General features: G+C 59.8%; 16 protein-coding genes. 4 read left to right on the top strand and 12 right to left on the bottom strand.

Features of this window, described 5'->3' with window-relative positions; all coding sequences use genetic code 11:
• Positions 1-23: 23 nt before the first annotated feature.
• From QMK58_RS00345 to purE, 4 genes are all read right to left on the bottom strand, one after another.
• Positions 24-560, bottom strand: coding sequence for a DUF3299 domain-containing protein (locus QMK58_RS00345; RefSeq protein WP_053163935.1), 537 nt, complete (start codon positions 558-560; stop codon positions 24-26).
• Between the two features lie 83 nt (positions 561-643).
• Positions 644-889, bottom strand: a complete 246-nt coding sequence (locus tag QMK58_RS00350; protein ID WP_053163936.1) for a GlsB/YeaQ/YmgE family stress response membrane protein — start codon at positions 887-889, stop codon at positions 644-646.
• A 113-nt stretch (positions 890-1002) separates the two neighbouring features.
• Positions 1003-2085: a 5-(carboxyamino)imidazole ribonucleotide synthase gene (locus QMK58_RS00355; RefSeq protein WP_053163938.1), complete on the bottom strand. Its 1083-nt coding sequence runs from the start codon at positions 2083-2085 to the stop codon at positions 1003-1005.
• A gap of 11 nt (positions 2086-2096) precedes the next feature.
• Entirely contained in the window at positions 2097-2588 is a 492-nt protein-coding gene (gene purE / locus QMK58_RS00360; RefSeq protein WP_007971731.1) for a 5-(carboxyamino)imidazole ribonucleotide mutase, read from the bottom strand.
• A gap of 521 nt (positions 2589-3109) precedes the next feature.
• On the opposite strand from purE, the gene QMK58_RS00365 reads away from it, so the two are divergent.
• Positions 3110-3562, top strand: a complete 453-nt coding sequence (locus tag QMK58_RS00365) for a reprolysin-like metallopeptidase (RefSeq protein WP_320395741.1) — start codon at positions 3110-3112, stop codon at positions 3560-3562.
• 65 nt (positions 3563-3627) lie between these two features.
• Here QMK58_RS00365 and QMK58_RS00370 read toward each other — a convergent pair whose 3' ends face one another.
• Positions 3628-4539 (bottom strand): LysR substrate-binding domain-containing protein, encoded by a 912-nt coding sequence (locus QMK58_RS00370; RefSeq protein ID WP_053163941.1) that lies wholly within the window; start codon positions 4537-4539, stop codon positions 3628-3630.
• A 180-nt stretch (positions 4540-4719) separates the two neighbouring features.
• On the opposite strand from QMK58_RS00370, the gene aspA reads away from it, so the two are divergent.
• From aspA to QMK58_RS00385, 3 genes are all read left to right on the top strand, one after another.
• Complete coding sequence (gene aspA, locus QMK58_RS00375; RefSeq protein ID WP_053163943.1) at positions 4720-6144, top strand: aspartate ammonia-lyase; 1425 nt, start codon at positions 4720-4722, stop codon at positions 6142-6144.
• A gap of 187 nt (positions 6145-6331) precedes the next feature.
• Entirely contained in the window at positions 6332-7336 is a 1005-nt protein-coding gene (locus QMK58_RS00380; RefSeq protein WP_053163945.1) for an asparaginase, read from the top strand.
• Positions 7337-7518: 182 nt separating this feature from the next.
• Positions 7519-8517: an AraC family transcriptional regulator gene (locus QMK58_RS00385; protein WP_053163948.1), complete on the top strand. Its 999-nt coding sequence runs from the start codon at positions 7519-7521 to the stop codon at positions 8515-8517.
• A 167-nt stretch (positions 8518-8684) separates the two neighbouring features.
• Here the strand turns inward: QMK58_RS00385 and QMK58_RS00390 are convergent, their stop codons facing one another.
• From QMK58_RS00390 to QMK58_RS00420, 7 genes are all read right to left on the bottom strand, one after another.
• On the bottom strand, positions 8685-9506 hold the full coding sequence (locus QMK58_RS00390; RefSeq protein WP_053163949.1) for a MinD/ParA family protein: 822 nt from the start codon (positions 9504-9506) through the stop codon (positions 8685-8687).
• A gap of 588 nt (positions 9507-10094) precedes the next feature.
• On the bottom strand, positions 10095-11552 hold the full coding sequence (locus QMK58_RS00395; protein ID WP_053163951.1) for a mannose-1-phosphate guanylyltransferase/mannose-6-phosphate isomerase: 1458 nt from the start codon (positions 11550-11552) through the stop codon (positions 10095-10097).
• 94 nt (positions 11553-11646) lie between these two features.
• A complete protein-coding gene (locus tag QMK58_RS00400; protein WP_053163952.1) occupies positions 11647-12753 on the bottom strand; it encodes a mannuronate-specific alginate lyase in 1107 nt (368 codons plus the stop codon).
• Between the two features lie 9 nt (positions 12754-12762).
• Positions 12763-13410 (bottom strand): alginate O-acetyltransferase AlgF, encoded by a 648-nt coding sequence (locus QMK58_RS00405; protein ID WP_053163955.1) that lies wholly within the window; start codon positions 13408-13410, stop codon positions 12763-12765.
• 10 nt (positions 13411-13420) lie between these two features.
• Positions 13421-14596 carry an alginate O-acetyltransferase gene (locus QMK58_RS00410; protein WP_320395742.1) on the bottom strand — a complete coding sequence of 392 codons (1176 nt, stop codon included), beginning with the start codon at positions 14594-14596 and terminating at the stop codon, positions 13421-13423.
• A 12-nt stretch (positions 14597-14608) separates the two neighbouring features.
• Positions 14609-16093 carry an MBOAT family O-acyltransferase gene (locus QMK58_RS00415; RefSeq protein WP_053164121.1) on the bottom strand — a complete coding sequence of 495 codons (1485 nt, stop codon included), beginning with the start codon at positions 16091-16093 and terminating at the stop codon, positions 14609-14611.
• A gap of 72 nt (positions 16094-16165) precedes the next feature.
• A complete protein-coding gene (locus QMK58_RS00420; protein WP_053163959.1) occupies positions 16166-17578 on the bottom strand; it encodes an alginate O-acetyltransferase in 1413 nt (470 codons plus the stop codon).
• Positions 17579-17585 lie beyond the last annotated feature (7 nt).

Consider the following 17585-nt stretch of genomic DNA (forward strand, 5'->3'; position numbering starts at 1 on the left):
GCAAGCCGGCTCCTACAGTACTTTTACAAATCCGACTCTTCCACGACTCTCACTTTCGCCGCATCCAGCGCATACGCCGCATCCGCCAGATCATTACTGACCTTCTCGACCTTCAACGTGCCGGTCACCCACAGCGGTGTGTAGATATCGTTCAGCTTCAAGCCTTTCGGATATCGCACCAGCACCAGTTGATTCGGCGGTGGAGGCGGCACATGAATGCAGGCGCCCGGATACGGCACGAGGAAGAACAACGTGCTGTGGCCCTTGCCATCGGTTTCCAACGGCACCGGATAACCGCCAATACGGATGTTCTTGTCGTTCATCGACGCCACGGTTTTGGACGAATACATCACCGCCGGCAAACCTTTGGCCTGCTTCATCCCACCCTTCTCGGTAAAGGTGCCAGTGGCTTCGGGCGAGTCGTGGTCGATTTCGGGCATGGCCTCGAGGGCTTTCTGGTCCGACTTGGGCATCAGTTCGAGCCAGTCGGTTTCCGGCAGCTCGCCGGCATGGGCAAGGCCCGCACCCAGTAATAGAAATGTCAGCAGAAGACGGCGCATGAAGGTGCTCGGTAAGGATAAGGAAATCGCCGAGCATTCTAGCCCTCCCGGCTTGCGCGGCCGAGAGGGGTTTGTCGCTTGAATCAGTTCTTTTTGACCAGGCCGTAGATCACCAGCAATACAACAGCGCCTACCAGTGCACCAATGAAGCCGGCACCTTCACCTGCCTGATAAATACCCAGGGCCTGGCCGCCGTAGGTGGCTGCCAGCGAACCGCCGATACCGAGCAGGATGGTCATGATCCAGCCCATGTTGTCATCGCCCGGTTTGAGGAACCGTGCGAGCAGCCCGACGATCAAGCCGATAAAGATGGTTCCGATAATACCCATGGCATTTCCCTCTGATTGAATTGGCTGGGTCCTAGCCAAAGCCTAGTCAGACTTTGGCATCCTGCCATCAGAGAGCGGTGCGACCTCAATGGTTCCACCGCTGCCACATGAAACTATTCGGCGATGAGCGCTTCGACCTTGAGGATCTGTGCGGCCAGCGTCTCGCGGTCTGCGCAACGCAGGTTGGCGTGACCGACCTTGCGACCGACCTTGAACGCCTTGCCGTAGTGATGCAGATGGCAATCGGCGATAGCGATCACTTTCTCGGTGTCCGGCACTTTACCGATGAAGTTGAGCATTGCGCTCTCGCCGACCTTGGCCGTCGAACCCAGCGGCAGACCGGCAACAGCCCGCAAGTGGTTTTCGAACTGGCTGCACTCGGCGCCCTCGGTGGTCCAGTGCCCGGAGTTGTGCACACGCGGGGCGATTTCGTTGGCTTTGAGGCCACCGTCGACTTCAAAGAACTCGAACGCCATCACACCGACATAATCCAGCTGTTTAAGCACACGACTGGAGTAGTCTTCGGCCAGGGCTTGCAGCGGGTGATCGGTGCTGGCCACGGACAACTTGAGAATGCCGCTGTCGTGGGTGTTGTGCACCAGCGGATAGAACTTCGTTTCGCCATCGCGAGCGCGCACGGCGATCAGCGAGACTTCGCCGGTGAACGGCACGAAGCCTTCCAGCAGGCACGCCACGCTGCCCAACTCGGCGAACGTCCCGACGACGTCTTCAGGCGTGCGCAGAACTTTCTGGCCCTTGCCGTCGTAACCCAAGGTGCGGGTTTTGAGAACCGCCGGTAGGCCGATGGAAGCCACGGCAGCGTCGAGGTCAGTCTGGGACTGGATGTCGGCGAACGCCGGGGTTGGAATCCCCAGGTCCTTGAACATGCTTTTTTCGAACCAGCGATCACGGGCGATGCGCAGGGCTTCGGCGCTCGGGTATACCGGCACGAATTGCGACAGGAACGCTACGGTTTCGGCTGGAACGCTTTCGAACTCGAACGTCACCAGATCGACTTCATCAGCCAATTGACGCAGGTGATCCTGATCGCCGTAATCGGCCCGCAGATGTTCGCCCAACGCCGCCGCACAAGCGTCCGGTGCCGGGTCGAGGAAAGCGAAGTTCATGCCCAGCGGAGTGCCCGCCAGTGCCAACATGCGACCCAACTGGCCGCCACCGATTACACCGATTTTCATCGTCAACAACCTCAGGCGATGCGTGGGTCTGGATTTTCCAGGACGCTGTCTGTCTGTTCAGCACGGAAGGTTTTCAGCACCGCGTGGAACTGCGGGTGCTTGGCGCCCAGGATACTCGCCGACAGCAACGCAGCGTTGATCGCACCCGCCTTGCCGATGGCCAGGGTGGCGACCGGGATACCCGCAGGCATCTGCACAATAGAGAGCAGCGAATCGACGCCCGATAGCATCGCCGACTGGACTGGCACGCCAAGCACAGGCAGGTGGGTCTTGGCCGCACACATGCCTGGCAGGTGGGCCGCACCACCGGCCCCGGCAATGATCACCTCGATGCCACGCGCCTCGGCTTCTTCAGCGTACTGGAACAGCAGGTCCGGGGTGCGGTGGGCAGAAACCACTTTCACCTCGTAAGGGATGCCGAGCTTTTCCAGCATATCGGCGGTGTGGCTAAGGGTGGACCAATCGGACTTTGAGCCCATGATCACGCCAACCAATGCACTCATCGTCGTGCCTCTTCTCTCTGGGCGCCCGCAGGCGCATCAAAAAACAACAAGCCACGCAGGATGCGTGGCTTGATTGTACGAATTATGGCCGGTCGTAACCGGCCGAAGGCCGCGCAGTATACCTCAAAGAAGCAGATAAACAGCCCCTGTGGCGACCATCTGTCATGCGGGCGAAAACACGCTTTTCTTGACTATAAAGTCAGTCACTTGAATGCCTGGAGATCGTGAACTTCTCTGGTTGTCGAGATCAGTGATTTCCATCAAAAAAAATCAATATTCAAAAAAGGCTAAACAACTTAAAACAATTTGAAACTTGTCAAAACCCCCGAACTAACACAATTATCGATGACTCATATATTCAATTGAACAGGGAGTTCAAAACATGAAAAAACCTATCTCAATAATGATCGTCATTCATAGAGATCTTTACAATTATCAAAAAAAACGATCTATATGCGGATTATTTTTCCTGGCTCAAGTCAGAACTTGAGTCCCTCTCTGGGCGAGATATCAGGTTGTTAATGTATCGTCATGATGAAGTAGCGGAGCTGTCAGGGTACAACTACAGAAACGAAGATAGCAACGCTGCGCTGCAAGGCTGGACGGACCTGATAAACGACTGGTTCATCACTCTAAAAAAATCCGGTGAACATACGCCGAGCCTGACTAAAGTCCTTCTATTGACCAGAAACAATATCAACGTGACAGCCAGTGGACTCCTCGGAGGAACAAGAGGCATTAGCTGGTACAAAGGTCATTGTGCAATTGCAGCGATCACATCCACTCATGTTCCCGCACATGAAATTGGCCATATGCTTGGCGCAAAACATGAGGACAGCGAAGTGATCTATGACGGCTGGTGGCACGACACAATCATGCTAACGGACGAGTTTTCCAGTATGCGGGGAAACGCCCATCGCTACAGTGACAAGAACAGGGAAAACATTCGCAACTATCTTGATCGATTCGAATGAAACATCCCAATGCCAGTCGGCACACGGGAGCAAGCCGTCACTGCGACTTGCACCCTCGTGTCCGATCAGACTGCAGGACTTGCCGCTCCACCTTCCAACTTGCGCCACAACAATCGCACATTCGCTTTGCGCACGAGCGCGCAGCGGTACAAACGGATCTCCAGCGGCACATGCCATTGCGGGCCGCCGCAGATCACCAACTCACCGCGCGCCAGTTCGGCGCGCACACTCAGCTGCGGCACCCAGGCGATGCCCAGACCTTCAAGGGCCATGCTTTTCAGGCTATCGGCCATGGCGGTTTCGTAGATGGTGGTGAAGCGCAGTGCCCGTTGACGCAGCAGCATATTCACTGATCGACCCAGAAACGCACCAGCGCTGTAGGCCAACAACGGCACGCTGCCCTCGCCTTCCAGATCGAACAGCGGCTTGCCTTCGGCATCGGCAGCACACACCGGCAACATTTCGGTATGGCCCAGGTGCAGCGACGGGAAAATTTCCGGGTCCATTTGCATCGCCGCGTCCGGGTCATAGAAGGCGAGCATCAGATCGCAACCACCTTCACGCAGCGCATGCACAGCGTCACCGACGTTGGTTGCCACCAGGCGCGTGGCGATGTTCAGACCTTCGTTGCGCAGCTGCGCGATCCAGCGCGGAAAGAAACCCAGTGCCAGCGAGTGAGCGGCCGCGACCTGCATCACCTCGCCCTGCCCGCCTTCCAGGTGATGGAGATGGCGCAGCACTTCGCCAAGCTGTTCAACCACGGTTCGCGCGGTGACCAGAAACAATTGCCCCGCCGCCGTCAGCTCGATCGGCGTGCGCGAGCGATTGACCAACTGCAGCCCCAACGCCGCCTCCAGGCTGCGGATGCGCCGACTGAACGCCGGCTGTGTCACGAAACGCCGTTCAGCCGCCTGGGAGAAACTGCGGGTGGCGGCCAGAGCACTAAAGTCCTCCAGCCATTTGCTTTCCAGATTCATCACGCCCTCCCGGACACGCACCAATTTAGGTCACACGTTCGCCGGCAACCCGGCGTCACACGGGCATTATGCCGAATATGCATAGCCCAGTGTTTAACAGCATTGGCCCAAAAATCTACACGAGCCTAGCATTCGCAGCGTTCCGGCATTGACCGGGTTCATATCGAGATGATTTCTATCATGTCCTCCGCTGCATCTTTCCGCACAGAAAACGACCTGCTTGGCGCCCTCGAAGTACCGGCTCAAGCGTATTACGGCATCCAGACCCTGCGAGCGGTGAACAACTTCCGCCTCTCGGGCGTTCCGATTTCGCATTACCCGAAACTGGTTGTGGGTCTGGCAATGGTCAAACAGGCCGCTGCCGACGCTAACCGCGAGTTGGGTCATCTGAGCGAAGCCAAACACGCAGCCATCAGCGAAGCCTGTGCACGATTGATCCGTGGTGATTACCACGAAGAATTCGTGGTCGACATGATTCAAGGTGGCGCCGGTACGTCCACCAACATGAACGCCAACGAAGTGATCGCCAACATTGCGCTCGAAGCAATGGGTCACCAGAAAGGCGAATACCAGTACCTGCACCCGAACGACGACGTGAACATGGCGCAGTCGACCAACGACGCTTACCCGACGGCGATCCGCCTGGGTCTGTTGCTGGGTCACGACGCGCTGCTGGCCAGCCTCGACAGCCTGATTCAGGCGTTCGCGGCCAAGGGCCAGGAATTCAACCACGTCCTGAAGATGGGTCGTACCCAGCTGCAAGACGCTGTGCCGATGACCTTGGGTCAAGAATTCCGCGCCTTCGCCACCACCATGGGCGAAGACCTGGCCCGTCTGAAGACGCTGGCCCCGGAACTGCTGACTGAAGTGAACCTGGGCGGCACCGCGATCGGCACCGGCATCAACGCCGACCCGCGCTATCAGGCCCTGGCGGTACAACGTCTGGCACTGATCAGCGGTCAACCGCTGGTTCCGGCGGCCGACCTGATCGAAGCCACGTCCGACATGGGCGCCTTCGTACTGTTCTCCGGCATGCTCAAGCGCACCGCGGTCAAGCTGTCGAAGATCTGCAACGACCTGCGTCTGCTGTCCAGCGGCCCACGCACCGGCATCAACGAAATCAACTTGCCGGCGCGTCAGCCAGGCAGTTCGATCATGCCAGGCAAGGTCAACCCGGTTATCCCGGAAGCCGTTAACCAGGTGGCCTTCCAGGTCATCGGTAACGATCTGGCGCTGACCATGGCAGCCGAAGGCGGCCAACTGCAATTGAACGTGATGGAGCCGCTGATCGCGTTCAAGATCTTCGACTCGATCCGCCTGCTGCAACGCGCCATGGACATGCTGCGTGAGCACTGCATCGTCGGCATCACCGCCAACGAAGCCCGCTGCCGTGAACTGGTCGAGCACTCGATTGGCCTGGTCACCGCGCTGAACCCGTACATCGGCTACAAAAACGCCACCCGTATCGCCGGCCTCGCCCTTGAAAGCGGCCGCGGCGTGCTGGAACTGGTGCGCGAAGAAGGTCTGCTCGACGAAGCCATGCTCGCCGACATCCTGCGCCCGGAAAACATGATTGCTCCGCGTCTGGTTCCGCTCAAAGCCTGAACCGACGCACCACTTGTAGCACCGCTCACCAGGTCGAGGGACTAGACACCTCTCACCTTTTGAGGGCCTGGAGATCATTCTCCAGGCCCTTTTTTTTGCTTTTTTTTCAGCGCCGTACGACGTGACACGGCTGACGCTCAGCGTCATGCTCCGCTTCAAGCCGTTTCAGTTTTTTCGGAGATCCTCCATGAATGCCTCGACCTACCCTGCCGCCCAGCACGTCATGGTGCTCTACACCGGCGGCACCATCGGCATGCAAGCCAGCGCGCACGGCTTGGCCCCCGCATCCGGTTTCGAAGCGCGGATGCGCGATTACCTGCACAGTCAGCCTGAACTGGTGGTGCCGCAGTGGCGCTTTCGCGAGATGTCGCTGCTGATCGACAGCGCCAACATGACGCCGGCGTATTGGCAGCAATTGCGTGAAGCGGTGGTCGATGCGGTGGATGTGCAAGGCTGCGACAGCGTGCTGATCCTGCATGGCACCGACACTCTGGCCTACAGCGCCGCCGCCATGAGTTTCCAGTTGCTCGGCCTGCACGCTCGCGTGTGTTTCACCGGCTCCATGCTACCGGCCGGCGTGACCGACAGCGATGCCTGGGAAAATCTCGGCGGCGCTTTGGTTGCCCTTGGCCAAGGCCTGGCACCGGGCGTTCACTTGTACTTTCACGGCGAACTGCTCGACCCGACCCATTGCGCGAAGGTCCGCAGTTTTGGTCGCCATCCGTTCAAGCGCCTGAAGCGTCAGGGCGGTGGCGTGAAAGTGTCTTCGATGCCGCAACAGCTGAACTACCAGCCACCCAAACAGATGGCGAACGTTGCGGTATTGCCGCTGTTTCCCGGCATCAGCGCCGGGATACTCAATGGCCTGGTCGACAGCGGCATCCAGGGTCTGGTGCTGGAGTGCTACGGCAGCGGCACCGGGCCGGGCGACAACCCCGAGTTTCTCGCCAGCCTGGGCCGCGCGCGGGACAAGGGTGTGGTGGTGGTCGCGGTGACGCAGTGCCATGAAGGCGGCGTCGAGCTGGATGTGTATGAGGCCGGCAGCCGTTTGCGCGATGTGGGCGTGTTGTCGGGTGGCGGCATGACCCGCGAGGCGGCGTTCGGCAAGTTGCATGCACTGTTGGGTGCGGGGCTTGATACAGAGGAAGTACGGCGACTTGTCGAACTGGACCTGTGCGGCGAACTGATTTGACCTGACACAATGCAAAACCTGTAGGAGCGGGCTTGCCCGCGATGACGGCGGCACATCCGGCATTCTCGTGAATGACATACCGCAATCGCGGGCAAGCCCGCTCCTACAGGATTGAAGCCTGCCCTGCCTGTCTCGGCATACAACTTGCTGCGGTCCTGTCATCTCAAGGCTGGAACACTCCCATGCTCCACTCCCACCTCACCACACTCAACGCCGTTTCGCTGATCCTCAACACCTTCAAGGCCGAAGGTTTGTCCAGCGAGGCGCTGCTGGCCGGCAGCGGCATCAGTGCGGCGGACCTGAGCCGAGCCGACACACACATCACCACCAATCAAGAGATGCAGGTCTGCGCCAACGCCGTCGCGCTCAAGCGCGATATCGGCCTGGAACTGGGCCGGCGGATGCACGTCTCCTGCTACGGCATGCTCGGTTACGCCCTGCTCACCAGTGCCACCTTTGGTGACGCTTTGCGTCTGGCGATTCGCTATCCGGCGCTGTTGGGAACAGTTTTCGAGCTGAGCGTGGAGGAGGAAGGCGAACGAGTATGGTTCGTTGCCGCCGATTACCGCGAAAGTCCCTCCATGGCCGTGTTCAATGCCGAGTTCTGCCTGGTCTCCCTGAAAGTCATCTGCGACGATTTGCTCGGTCATCCATTGCCCTTGCTCGCCGCACGCTTGGAACATACCGCCCCAGACTACGAAGCCACCTACGCCGAACACTTCAACTGCCCGCTGCACTTCGGGGGCCGAAACAATGCGTTCGCCTTCGATAAGCATTGGCTCGATCAACCCTTGCCACTGGCCGATATCATCACCCATCAAGCCATGGCCGAACGTTGCCGCAAGCAAAACATAGAATTCACAGGACGCCAGGCCTGGCTGGGGCGGATCCGGCAATTGCTCAGTGCACAGCTCAACGCAGCACCAGGACTCGAAGGGCTGGCCGAGCAGATGAACTGTTCAGCGCGCACGTTGCGCCGACACCTCAAGGATCTGGGTTGCAGCTATCAGGAACTGCTCGACGAGTTGCGCTTCGAGCAGGCCAAGCAAATGCTGTGCGAGGATCAACTGCCGATTTATCAAATCGCCGAGGCGTTGGGCTTTAGCGAGACCGCGAGTTTTCGCCATGCGTTTGTGCGCTGGAGTGGTGTCGCGCCGAGCCAGTTCAGGCCGCACGGGTAACTCTCTGGAAGCAGGCTTGCCGCTCCCATTTGAATTTAGATAATAAAAACTTTTCTGCGGAGCTCCCGTATCACGCCCTGGACACAATCGACCGCAATGAGGATTATCAAGATGACGCTCGCGGTGATGATGACGCCCGAGTGATCACACGAAGCACCAGAGAGTTATTACCTTTTTGAGTTGCTGACAAGTCGCTCGACAAAAAACTCTACATGCCCTCTTGGAGCGCCCAGCAATGGCCAAGCGTCAGCCTTGAGCGCAACCTCCTGAAAGGCTTTACTGCATTTGCATCGCGGATGTCTCTCGTAAACCGCCCGCCGTGTCTGCGCGGCATTACGTACATATTCGTCGTAAGGAATTGCTCCCGCATACTCCAGGAAAACATCCAGGAAGTGGTCCGTGAGTTTAATAAGCTTGGCAAACAAACTCAGCCCTTCCAGAGGGTTAATTTCCATGTTGACCAAAACCCTGAAGCGTTTCATCCCGTGCTCATGATTAAGTACTTTGATCAAAGCGTAAGCACCGGAGATGGAAGTCGGCTCATCGCATACAATCACCAAGACTTCATGGGCAGCTCGAATGAAGCTGACTACCGATTCGCCAATACCCGTGGCGGTGTCGATCACCAGCACGTCCAGGCTGTCCGCTATCTCGCTGAATGCCTGTATCAGGCCTGAATGCTGAGCCGGCGACAGGCGCACCATACTCGGGACACCTGAACCAGATGCGACTACGCGCACGCCTCCCGGTCCTTCCATCAGGGTATCGGACAATTCACAGCGGCCTTCGATTAGATCGACAAGCGTATACCGTGGCACAAGCCCCAATTGGACGTCGACATTCGGGAACTCAAGATTTGAATCCAGCAAAACGACTCGGCGCCCAAGCTCCGCTAGCGCCAATGCCAGATTCACAGCCACAGTAGTTTTGCCTACGCCGCCCTTACCGCTAGCGATAGCAATAACTTGTACAAAGTGCTCGGTATCCATACTGACTTTTCAACTCCATATTTAACGCTGACAAGCAATCGAATTCCTTAAATCATCAAGTTCCAAGTCTTCCAGGATTAGCCCTTAACGACTGCTCAGCCACAACCGTCGCACATAAGTTCGCGCTCGCCGATCAGGCGACCTGATCGCCGAATGGATGACTTACATCCAGAAAAAAACAGGATGAAAAAGTTGAACACTGTAAAGACTGACGCACCGGCCAAGATCAAAGCGGACAATATTTTCTTTTTTAACAACGGTAAACTTCCTTGTCATCGATGTATAAAACTGAAACGGGGACAGCACACCCGGACACGTCCTGAGTATGCGCAGGGTGATAGCACTGTGCCAAGAGGCGCCAGCATCCCGACCCGTTCCAGTTGGCCGATGCCGACATCTTGCAAGGCTGGCTGCGAATGGCAGCGCAACGACTTGAAGCGCGCCCACTGTGCTGCCACAACCAGCCCAGCACCTGCGCCAGTGGCAATGCAACGTTCAAGCGCTGCATTGAGCAGCACCTGACGTGCATCGGTAATCAGCCAAGGAGGCGGCGTGCGTGGACCCACCGGCTGATGCGGGTACTTTGGCTCAAACGCCGACGACCAGTTGGGGTGCCAGCAGCGCCTCGCCGGTCCGACCATAGATATCCTCCAGGCGCTCGATGTCGTCCTCACCCAGGTAGCTGCCGGACTGCACCTCGATGATCTCCAGGGGGATTTTTCCAGGGTTGGCCAGGCGGTGCACCGAGGCGATCGGGATGTAGGTGGACTGGTTTTCGGCCAGCAGGAACACCTTATCGTCACACGTCACCTGGGCGATGCCGGACACAACGATCCAGTGCTCTGCGCGGTGGTGGTGCATCTGCAGCGACAGCTGCGCGCCGGGCTTCACGGTGATGCGCTTGACCTGATGGCGAATACCGTTGTCCACCGAGTCGTAGCAGCCCCAAGGTCGATTGACCGCACAATGGCTCTGGGTTTCCGAGCGGCCCTTCAGATCCAGGCGGTTGACCAGTGCTTTGACGTCCTGAACCGAATTCTTGTGGGCGATCATCACCGCATCCTTGGTTTCTACTACCACCAGATCGTCCACACCGACCAAGGCCACCAGCTTGCTGCTGCTGTGTACGAAGCTGTTGCGGCTGTCGTGGGTCAGCACATCGCCCTTGAGCACGTTGCCGGCCTGGTCCTTCTCATGCACGTCCCACAGAGAGGACCAGTTGCCCACGTCACTCCAGCCAGCGGCGAGCGGCACCACGCAGGCCCGGGAGGTCTTCTCCATCACCGCGTAGTCGATGGAGTTGTCCGGGCAACACTCGAAGGTGTTGGTATCGATGGTCATGACATTGCCGCAGCGGTGGCTACGCTCCAGGGCCAGCGCACAAGCGTCGTAGATGCCCGGCGCATGCTTGAGCAACTCGTCCAGATAACGGCTGGCACGGAACAGGAACATGCCGCTGTTCCAGTAATAGCCGCCCGTGCGGACGAGCTCGCGGGCCAGTTCTGCATTGGGCTTCTCGACGAATTGGCTGACCCGGTAGACGCCGGGATGCATGCCGTCGCCGTCACCTGCGCGGGTCGCCTTGATGTAGCCGAAGCCGGTCTCGGGACGTTTGACCGGGATGCCGAACAACACCATCTCCCCTTCCTCGGCCACCGCGCGCGCCACTTCCAGTGCCTCGCGCAGCGCCAGTTGGTCCTCGATCACATGGTCAGCCGGCAGCACCAGCATCAGTTCGTCGCGGCCGTCGGCCAGCAGTTGCAAGGCGGCCATAGCCACGGCCGGCGCGGTATTGCGACCGAAGGGTTCGAGCAGTGTCGAGTGCCCCTCGACGCCGATCCGCTCCAGTTGCTCGTTGACGATAAAGCGGTGCTCATGGTTGCACACGATCAGCGGGCTCTGCATGCCTTCGAAGTCCAGGCGCTGCAGGGTCTGCTGGAATAGCGAAAGCTCGCTGGTCAGGGCGAGGAACTGCTTTGGATACTGCTTGCGCGAAAGGGGCCACAAGCGCGAACCACTACCACCAGAAAGAATTACCGGAATCATGGGAGAAGCCTCATTAAAGTTCCATTTCAAAAAAATACTTGTCCCCGCCGAGGCCCTGCCTCGGACTACCGGGAGAGTGAATGCATCGATGCGATCAAGGATTGAACAACTGGGTGACATCCCCTCCTAACCGATAGGTCTCCAGGGGCTCCAGGGAGCGTCGCCAGGCGTCGGTCTCGGCCGAGCAGCGATAAAGTGCACAGTAGGGTTCCAGCCAGGCGAACTTGCCGTCCTCCTGCAAGTCCTCCAGCTCCTGCGGGTAGCCGGACCGGGCCTCGAAAAGGCGCGGGTTGTGCACGCCCTTTTCGACCCGCTGGGCGAGCCGCTGCAGGGCACCACCGTTGTCGCCACGCAGATCCAGCCCGTTGGCCTCGGCGAATGCCGCGATCATCACCAGCGGCCCCAGGCTGTAGTTGTGGTAGGCAAGCGCCCGGGTGTGCCGGGACAGCTCCAGCGGCAGGTAGCCCTCGGCGTCGACCTGCTCCATGCCATGACGGTACTGCTCGACCGCCCAGTCGAACAGGTCCTGGCGGTCGAGCACCACGGCGCTTGCCATCACCGCCCAGGCAGCCCAGTACTGGTGGTTGTTGCGCCGCTCGCGCGGTTGCTCGTTCCAGTCGTGCACCACCTGGTCGGCGAGCCGGGCGAACCACTGCTCGATGGCGCGAGTTTCGGCCTCATGCCCACGCAAGGGTTCGGAGCCGGAGAACTGCAGCCGCAAATAGGCGGAAGACAGGCTGCCCAGCGCCCATTTGCGCACCGACTTGCCGGTGTGGTTGTAGGTTCGGCTGAGCAGCGCGTCGGCTTCGGCCCATGTGTTCAACCAGGTCAAGGCGCAGTCGGCGTATTCCTGACGACCATCCTCGAGATACTTGCCGACCAGTTTGCTCACGCCGCTTTCCAGCGTACGCACATCACCGGTCAGCCGCTTGTAGCGCGCTGCGGCCTGCGGGTTGAGCTTGTCCCTGGCCGAGTCCGAACCTTCGTATTTGCTCGGGAACAGCAGGTCGCCCGAATAGGGCGCGGGTGCCTCGGGACAATCCGCCACCTTGTCCTTGGGGGACGGAGCGGCCAGGTAGAAGCCGCTGGGCGGCACCAGGCTGGCGCCGGCGTTGCGTTCCAGGGGCTTGCTGCAGCCGCCGGCCAGCAACAGGGCCAGGCCGGTGAGCGCCATCCGCGAACAAATCTGCCAGGGTTTCATAGCCATTCCTCAGTTGGTCGCAACCGGACGCTTGACCCAGGCCGGAGACAGCTTGTCGGCGGAACCGGTGACGAACAGGCTGACCACTTCGCCACGCTCCAGCACCAGCGGGTCGAGGTCACGAATCTTGCGGTCGCCAGCGAACAGCGTCAGGCGCACCTTGACCGGGTTGATCTCGCGCTCGCCACGGGCATTAGCCGAGACCGGGTGGATGACCTCGGTACGGCCGTCGGCGGTTTTAATCGACAGGGCGGTGTCGGATAGATTCTGCAGGCGCAGCAGGGACTTCTGGCGATTCTTGAACGGCGGCTCATCCACCAGCTCCAGCGCCCCATCCGGCATCTGCACCAGTGTGTAGTAGCGCTCGGCGTCGAGCTTCACCGCCAGGCTCTTGCCATCTGCACCGACGGTGTAACTACCGGCCGGCAGGAAGGCGAAATCGCTGCTGCTTTTGGCGCCCAGGTCATTGATGCGGACAGGGCCGAGGTTGGCGTCAAAACTGCTGTTTGCAGCGTTGAAGCCGCGCACGAAGGCCGAGCCGTACGGTGCCGCCGGACCGTAGAGCGCCGCTTCGTCAGCCATCACCCACGGGGCGGACAGGCCAAGCAGCAGGCTGCCCAAGCGCAGGGTGTAGGACATCGAGGAAAAAAGGGACATACAGGTGCTCCTAGAATTGCAGGATGGGCTCAGTGGAGGTGGAGGTGGCGGTGCGCAGCGCGCGGCTGACCGGTTCCTCGCCGTTGTGCAGCCGGGCGAGCCAGGCCGCGTCGAATCCGGACAGGTCGCTTGGTAGCATCAGATAGCGCTCGGGGAACTCCCAGATCACCAGGCGCAGCCCGGCGAGCTCTTTATCCCCCTGCTGCAGCAGGTTCAGCATGGGCACCAGTGGGCCCTTGCCCTCCTCGGCGTAATTGACCAGGTCGCTGCCCAGGGCCTGTTTCAGAGCACCGGCGAAGTTCCAGTCCGGGTTGGCGCTGTAGCTGGTCCCGACCAGCGCGATCGATGGCAGGGCGTCGACGAACAGCTCATCCTCGGCGCTCGCCTCCTGTCCCTCGGCGGCCCGGGTCAGGCGCGGGCGCAGGCGCTCGGCCGGTGGTTGCAGGTCGGCGAAGTACGGTTCAAGGGGCAGGAAGCTCAGCAGGTCGCCTTTGTGCTCCCTGCTGGCGACAGCCTCGGTGACGAAGGTCTGGTCGCCATGCTGCCAAATACCCTGCCGCGCCAGATGCTCGGCCAGACTCCTGGCCGCGACCTCTGCGCCGAAGGGGGTCCAGTGGCTGTCGGTACGCAGAAACACCGGCCCCTGCGCCTTCGCCTGCTGCAGGGCAGGCAACAGATTCGGCCCGTCCAACCCGGCTTGGCGCATCATGTCCAGGACCTTCGGGTACAGGCGCTGCTGAGCCAGCGCGGGTAGCTCGTCATCCAGATGCTCCGGATAGAGTCGAGCCTTGGCTGGCAGGAGCGCCAGCACCAGCGTCACTCCTCGACGCTCGAGTTCCGCCCGTACGGCATTCACCAACCGCCAGTTGTCCTGCAACTGATCAGGTTTGCTCGCCGGCTTGAACTCCTCGTCCGAGAACAGCCAGCCGTCCTGGCCGATGATCACGCCCTGGCGGCCTTCGCCGAAAAGCCTGTAGCCCGCCAGCGCCCAGAGATTGGTGCCCAGTTGCTTGACCGGGAACTCGGCGTCGTAGTGCTTCTCGAAGGCCAGCGCCAGTTTGCCGTCCAGCACGCTGGTTTCACTGGCTGTGGAGAAGCCGAATACCGCGCGTAGGGACCATAGGCAGAGCACCAGCAACAGGCTGCAGAAGATCAGGCTGTAGAGCAGGTTCAGGGTTCTGTTCATAGTCGATTCCCCTCAGAACTGGAAGTAAAGGAAGGGCGAGAAGCTTTGCGCCGAGAGCTTCAGCACCGAGACGGTGAACAGCAGGAGCACGGCAGCGTGGAAGGCCACGGCGCCTATCCGCAGGCGCGCCACGGCGGCTCGGCCGTTGGCGTTGATCATGATGCCGTCGTCTTCACGGGCGCTGGCCTTGGGTCCTGCGGCCAGCGGCTGGCTGTAGAACTGACGGATGCCGAAGATGGCCAGCACGACATAGGCCAGCACCAGGGTGGCGATCTGCAGGCTGGTGAGCTGAGCGCGGTAGAGCTCCGAGAGCCGGAAGTCGGCGAAGCTGAACATGGCAGCGTACATGCGCCAGGCGACGTCGAGGTTCTCGGCGCGAAAAATCACCCAGCCGATCACCACCAGCATGAAGGTGAAGACCCACCTCAGCGGGTTGAGCACGCGTGGCGCGGCGTTCACGCCCAAGGAACGCTCAATGGCCAACCAGGCGCCGTGCCAGGCGCCCCAGAGAATGTAAGTGAAGTTGGCGCCATGCCACAGACCACCCAACAGCATGGTCAGGAACAGGTTACGGTAGGTCTGGAAGGAGGTTCCGCGGTTGCCGCCCAGGCTGATGTACAGGTAGTCGCGCAGCCAGGTGGAGAGGCTGATGTGCCAGCGTCGCCAGAACTCGGTAATGGACTGGCTGATGTACGGCTGCTTGAAGTTTTCCATGAAGCGGAAGCCCATCATCAGGCCCAGGCCGATGGCCATGTCGCTGTAGCCGGAAAAGTCGAAATACAGTTGCGCGGTATAGGCCAGCGCACCAAGCCAGGCGTCGCCCGTGGTGGGGTCGGAAAGTGCGAAGCAATGGTCGGCGATGGGCGCGATGCTGTCTGCGATGAAGACCTTCTTGATGAAGCCTTGCATGAAGCGCGTACAGCCCTCGGCGAACTTGTCCACAGTGTGGGTACGGTGGTTGAACTGGTCCACCAGGTCGCGGAAACGCAGTACCGGGCCGGCAATCAGATGCGGGAAGATCGCCACAAAAGCGGCGAAGTCCACCAGGTTATGGGTGGCTGGGGTGTCGCCGCGGTAGACGTCGATGATGTAGCTGATGGACTCGAAGATGTAGAAAGAGATCCCGATCGGCAGCAGGATGTGCGTGAGCACGAAGGGCTCCATGCCGAACGAGGTGATGATGGCGTTGAGGCTGTCGACGCCGAAATTGGCGTACTTGAAATAGCCGAGTACGCCGAGGTCGACCACCACACCGAGGAGCAACCATTTCTGCGCAGTTTTCGTGCGCACTCCAGCCGCGCCGATGCGCAGTCCAATCCAGTAGTTGAACACTGTCACGACAGCGAACAGCACCAGAAAGTCGATGCGCCACCAGGCATAGAAGATGTAGCTAGCGACCAGCAACAGCAGGTTTCGATAGCGCGTTCCGACCAGGTAGTACAAGCCGAGGAAAATCGGCAGGAACAGGAACAGGAACACGTTGGAAGAAAAAACCACGCTCTCAATCTCCTTTTGAATGATCATCGTTGCCCTAAGGAGCCCATGCGCCAGGCGCATGGCTCCATCCGGTCAATCGGCCTTGGCTTGCATCACGCTGGCGGGTTTGTCCGCCCTGCGGCAGATCTTCGCCTCGACCTGCAGTCCCGGGGGCATGTCTGCTGGCATATCGATCTCCAGGGACAGCAGCGTCTGCCCAGCCCACTCGGCGTCCTCACGCAAGCGGAAAACAAAGCGGCCGTTCGACTCGACTTCCCGCGACCGACTGATCAACAGGTTTTCCCTCGAGCCGCTCATGTACCAGACGGTACTGCGCAAATCGCTGATCGCGGGCTTGCTGAACTGAATCTCGACGACGGCGTCCTCGCTGTGGATCGGTTTGACCCCAGTGTTGACCAGCACCTCGTTCTTGCCTGGCCGCAGGGTCAGCTTCTGGTCTATGTCCGCCGTTACGTCCCGGCAACCGTTATTTAGCAGGGGCATGGCCTGGCGATAGAAAGTCGCCATGGCCAGGTCGTAATAGCTGTTGACCTCCCAGATCAGTACCTTCGGCGGTTTGTCCTGGAAGTCCTGGGTGCCGAGGTACTGCAGCATGGCACTGTGGAAGCCACCGCCTGTCACCGAGCGGTTATCCACGTCGACGTTGGCGTACTGTTTGAGAAAGCCGTCGAAGTTGTACTGTGCGGAACTGAAACTGGTGCCGACCAGCACCACATCGGGCCGTTCGGTATCGCCAAACAGCTCATTGCTCTCTTCTTTAGGCTCCGTCACTGCGCGCGTGAAATACTCATTGGCGTAACCATTGCCACAGATCTTGCCGAATGCCTGGTTGAGTGAGCCGGCCTTGTACAGGTTGCCTTCCGTGCGCGTGGCAAATTCCTTGCGCGCAATCCCCTTGAAGACCCCCGACTTACCAATCTCGGCGGCCAGCAACTGCGCGGTCAGCTCAGCGCCTTGCGGCGTCCAGTGGTTATCGCGCTTGAAGAAGAATTTGCTGCGCACTTCGGCCGGCAGGTCCAGCAGTGCGGAGAGGTCCGGCACGCGTATACCCAGGCTGCGCAGGCGCTCGATGGTAGCCAGGTAATTACTGCGCGACAGTTCGGCATTGAAGCTGCTGCGCTCCTGCGGGTTGAGCATCTCAGTGACGAGCAGGCCACGCGGCGGCAGGTAGACCATCACCAGTTCCACGCCCTTGGCTTTCAGCGCATCACGCAGATCCTGGAGCAGTTTGAAACCCTCGGGCGTGGTGCCGATGTTGGTCATGAAGTCGATCTTGCTGCGGAAAAGCCAATCCTCGTGCCCCTGCACCAGTTGGCTGAAATCGCCCAGATCACCGGTGTAGCTGCTGTCCTGCAGCGCCTGCGGGCAGATCTGGCAGCAGCGCTCGATCTCGTATTCGGGCGCATCGGCAGCCAGGCTCAGGGAACTGGTGAAAAGCGTCGCAATAGAGGCGCACGCCAGCCACCCTTGGACAAAGCGGCCCATTGAACTC

The organism is Pseudomonas sp. P8_241 (assembly GCF_034008315.1).
Taxonomy (GTDB): Bacteria; Pseudomonadota; Gammaproteobacteria; order Pseudomonadales; family Pseudomonadaceae; genus Aquipseudomonas.

Coding starts and splice junctions, on each gene's coding strand:
- purE (WP_007971731.1), bottom strand. CDS start 2,588: ATGAGTGCATTGGTTGGCGTGATCATGGGCTCAAAGTCCGATTGGTCC.
- QMK58_RS00365 (WP_320395741.1), top strand. CDS start 3,110: ATGTATCGTCATGATGAAGTAGCGGAGCTGTCAGGGTACAACTACAGA.
- QMK58_RS00345 (WP_053163935.1), bottom strand. CDS start 560: ATGCGCCGTCTTCTGCTGACATTTCTATTACTGGGTGCGGGCCTTGCC.
- QMK58_RS00420 (WP_053163959.1), bottom strand. CDS start 17,578: ATGGGCCGCTTTGTCCAAGGGTGGCTGGCGTGCGCCTCTATTGCGACG.
- QMK58_RS00355 (WP_053163938.1), bottom strand. CDS start 2,085: ATGAAAATCGGTGTAATCGGTGGCGGCCAGTTGGGTCGCATGTTGGCA.
- QMK58_RS00370 (WP_053163941.1), bottom strand. CDS start 4,539: ATGAATCTGGAAAGCAAATGGCTGGAGGACTTTAGTGCTCTGGCCGCC.
- QMK58_RS00395 (WP_053163951.1), bottom strand. CDS start 11,552: ATGATTCCGGTAATTCTTTCTGGTGGTAGTGGTTCGCGCTTGTGGCCC.
- QMK58_RS00410 (WP_320395742.1), bottom strand. CDS start 14,596: ATGAACAGAACCCTGAACCTGCTCTACAGCCTGATCTTCTGCAGCCTG.
- QMK58_RS00405 (WP_053163955.1), bottom strand. CDS start 13,410: ATGTCCCTTTTTTCCTCGATGTCCTACACCCTGCGCTTGGGCAGCCTG.
- QMK58_RS00350 (WP_053163936.1), bottom strand. CDS start 889: ATGGGTATTATCGGAACCATCTTTATCGGCTTGATCGTCGGGCTGCTC.
- aspA (WP_053163943.1), top strand. CDS start 4,720: ATGTCCTCCGCTGCATCTTTCCGCACAGAAAACGACCTGCTTGGCGCC.
- QMK58_RS00400 (WP_053163952.1), bottom strand. CDS start 12,753: ATGAAACCCTGGCAGATTTGTTCGCGGATGGCGCTCACCGGCCTGGCC.
- QMK58_RS00385 (WP_053163948.1), top strand. CDS start 7,519: ATGCTCCACTCCCACCTCACCACACTCAACGCCGTTTCGCTGATCCTC.
- QMK58_RS00390 (WP_053163949.1), bottom strand. CDS start 9,506: ATGGATACCGAGCACTTTGTACAAGTTATTGCTATCGCTAGCGGTAAG.
- QMK58_RS00380 (WP_053163945.1), top strand. CDS start 6,332: ATGAATGCCTCGACCTACCCTGCCGCCCAGCACGTCATGGTGCTCTAC.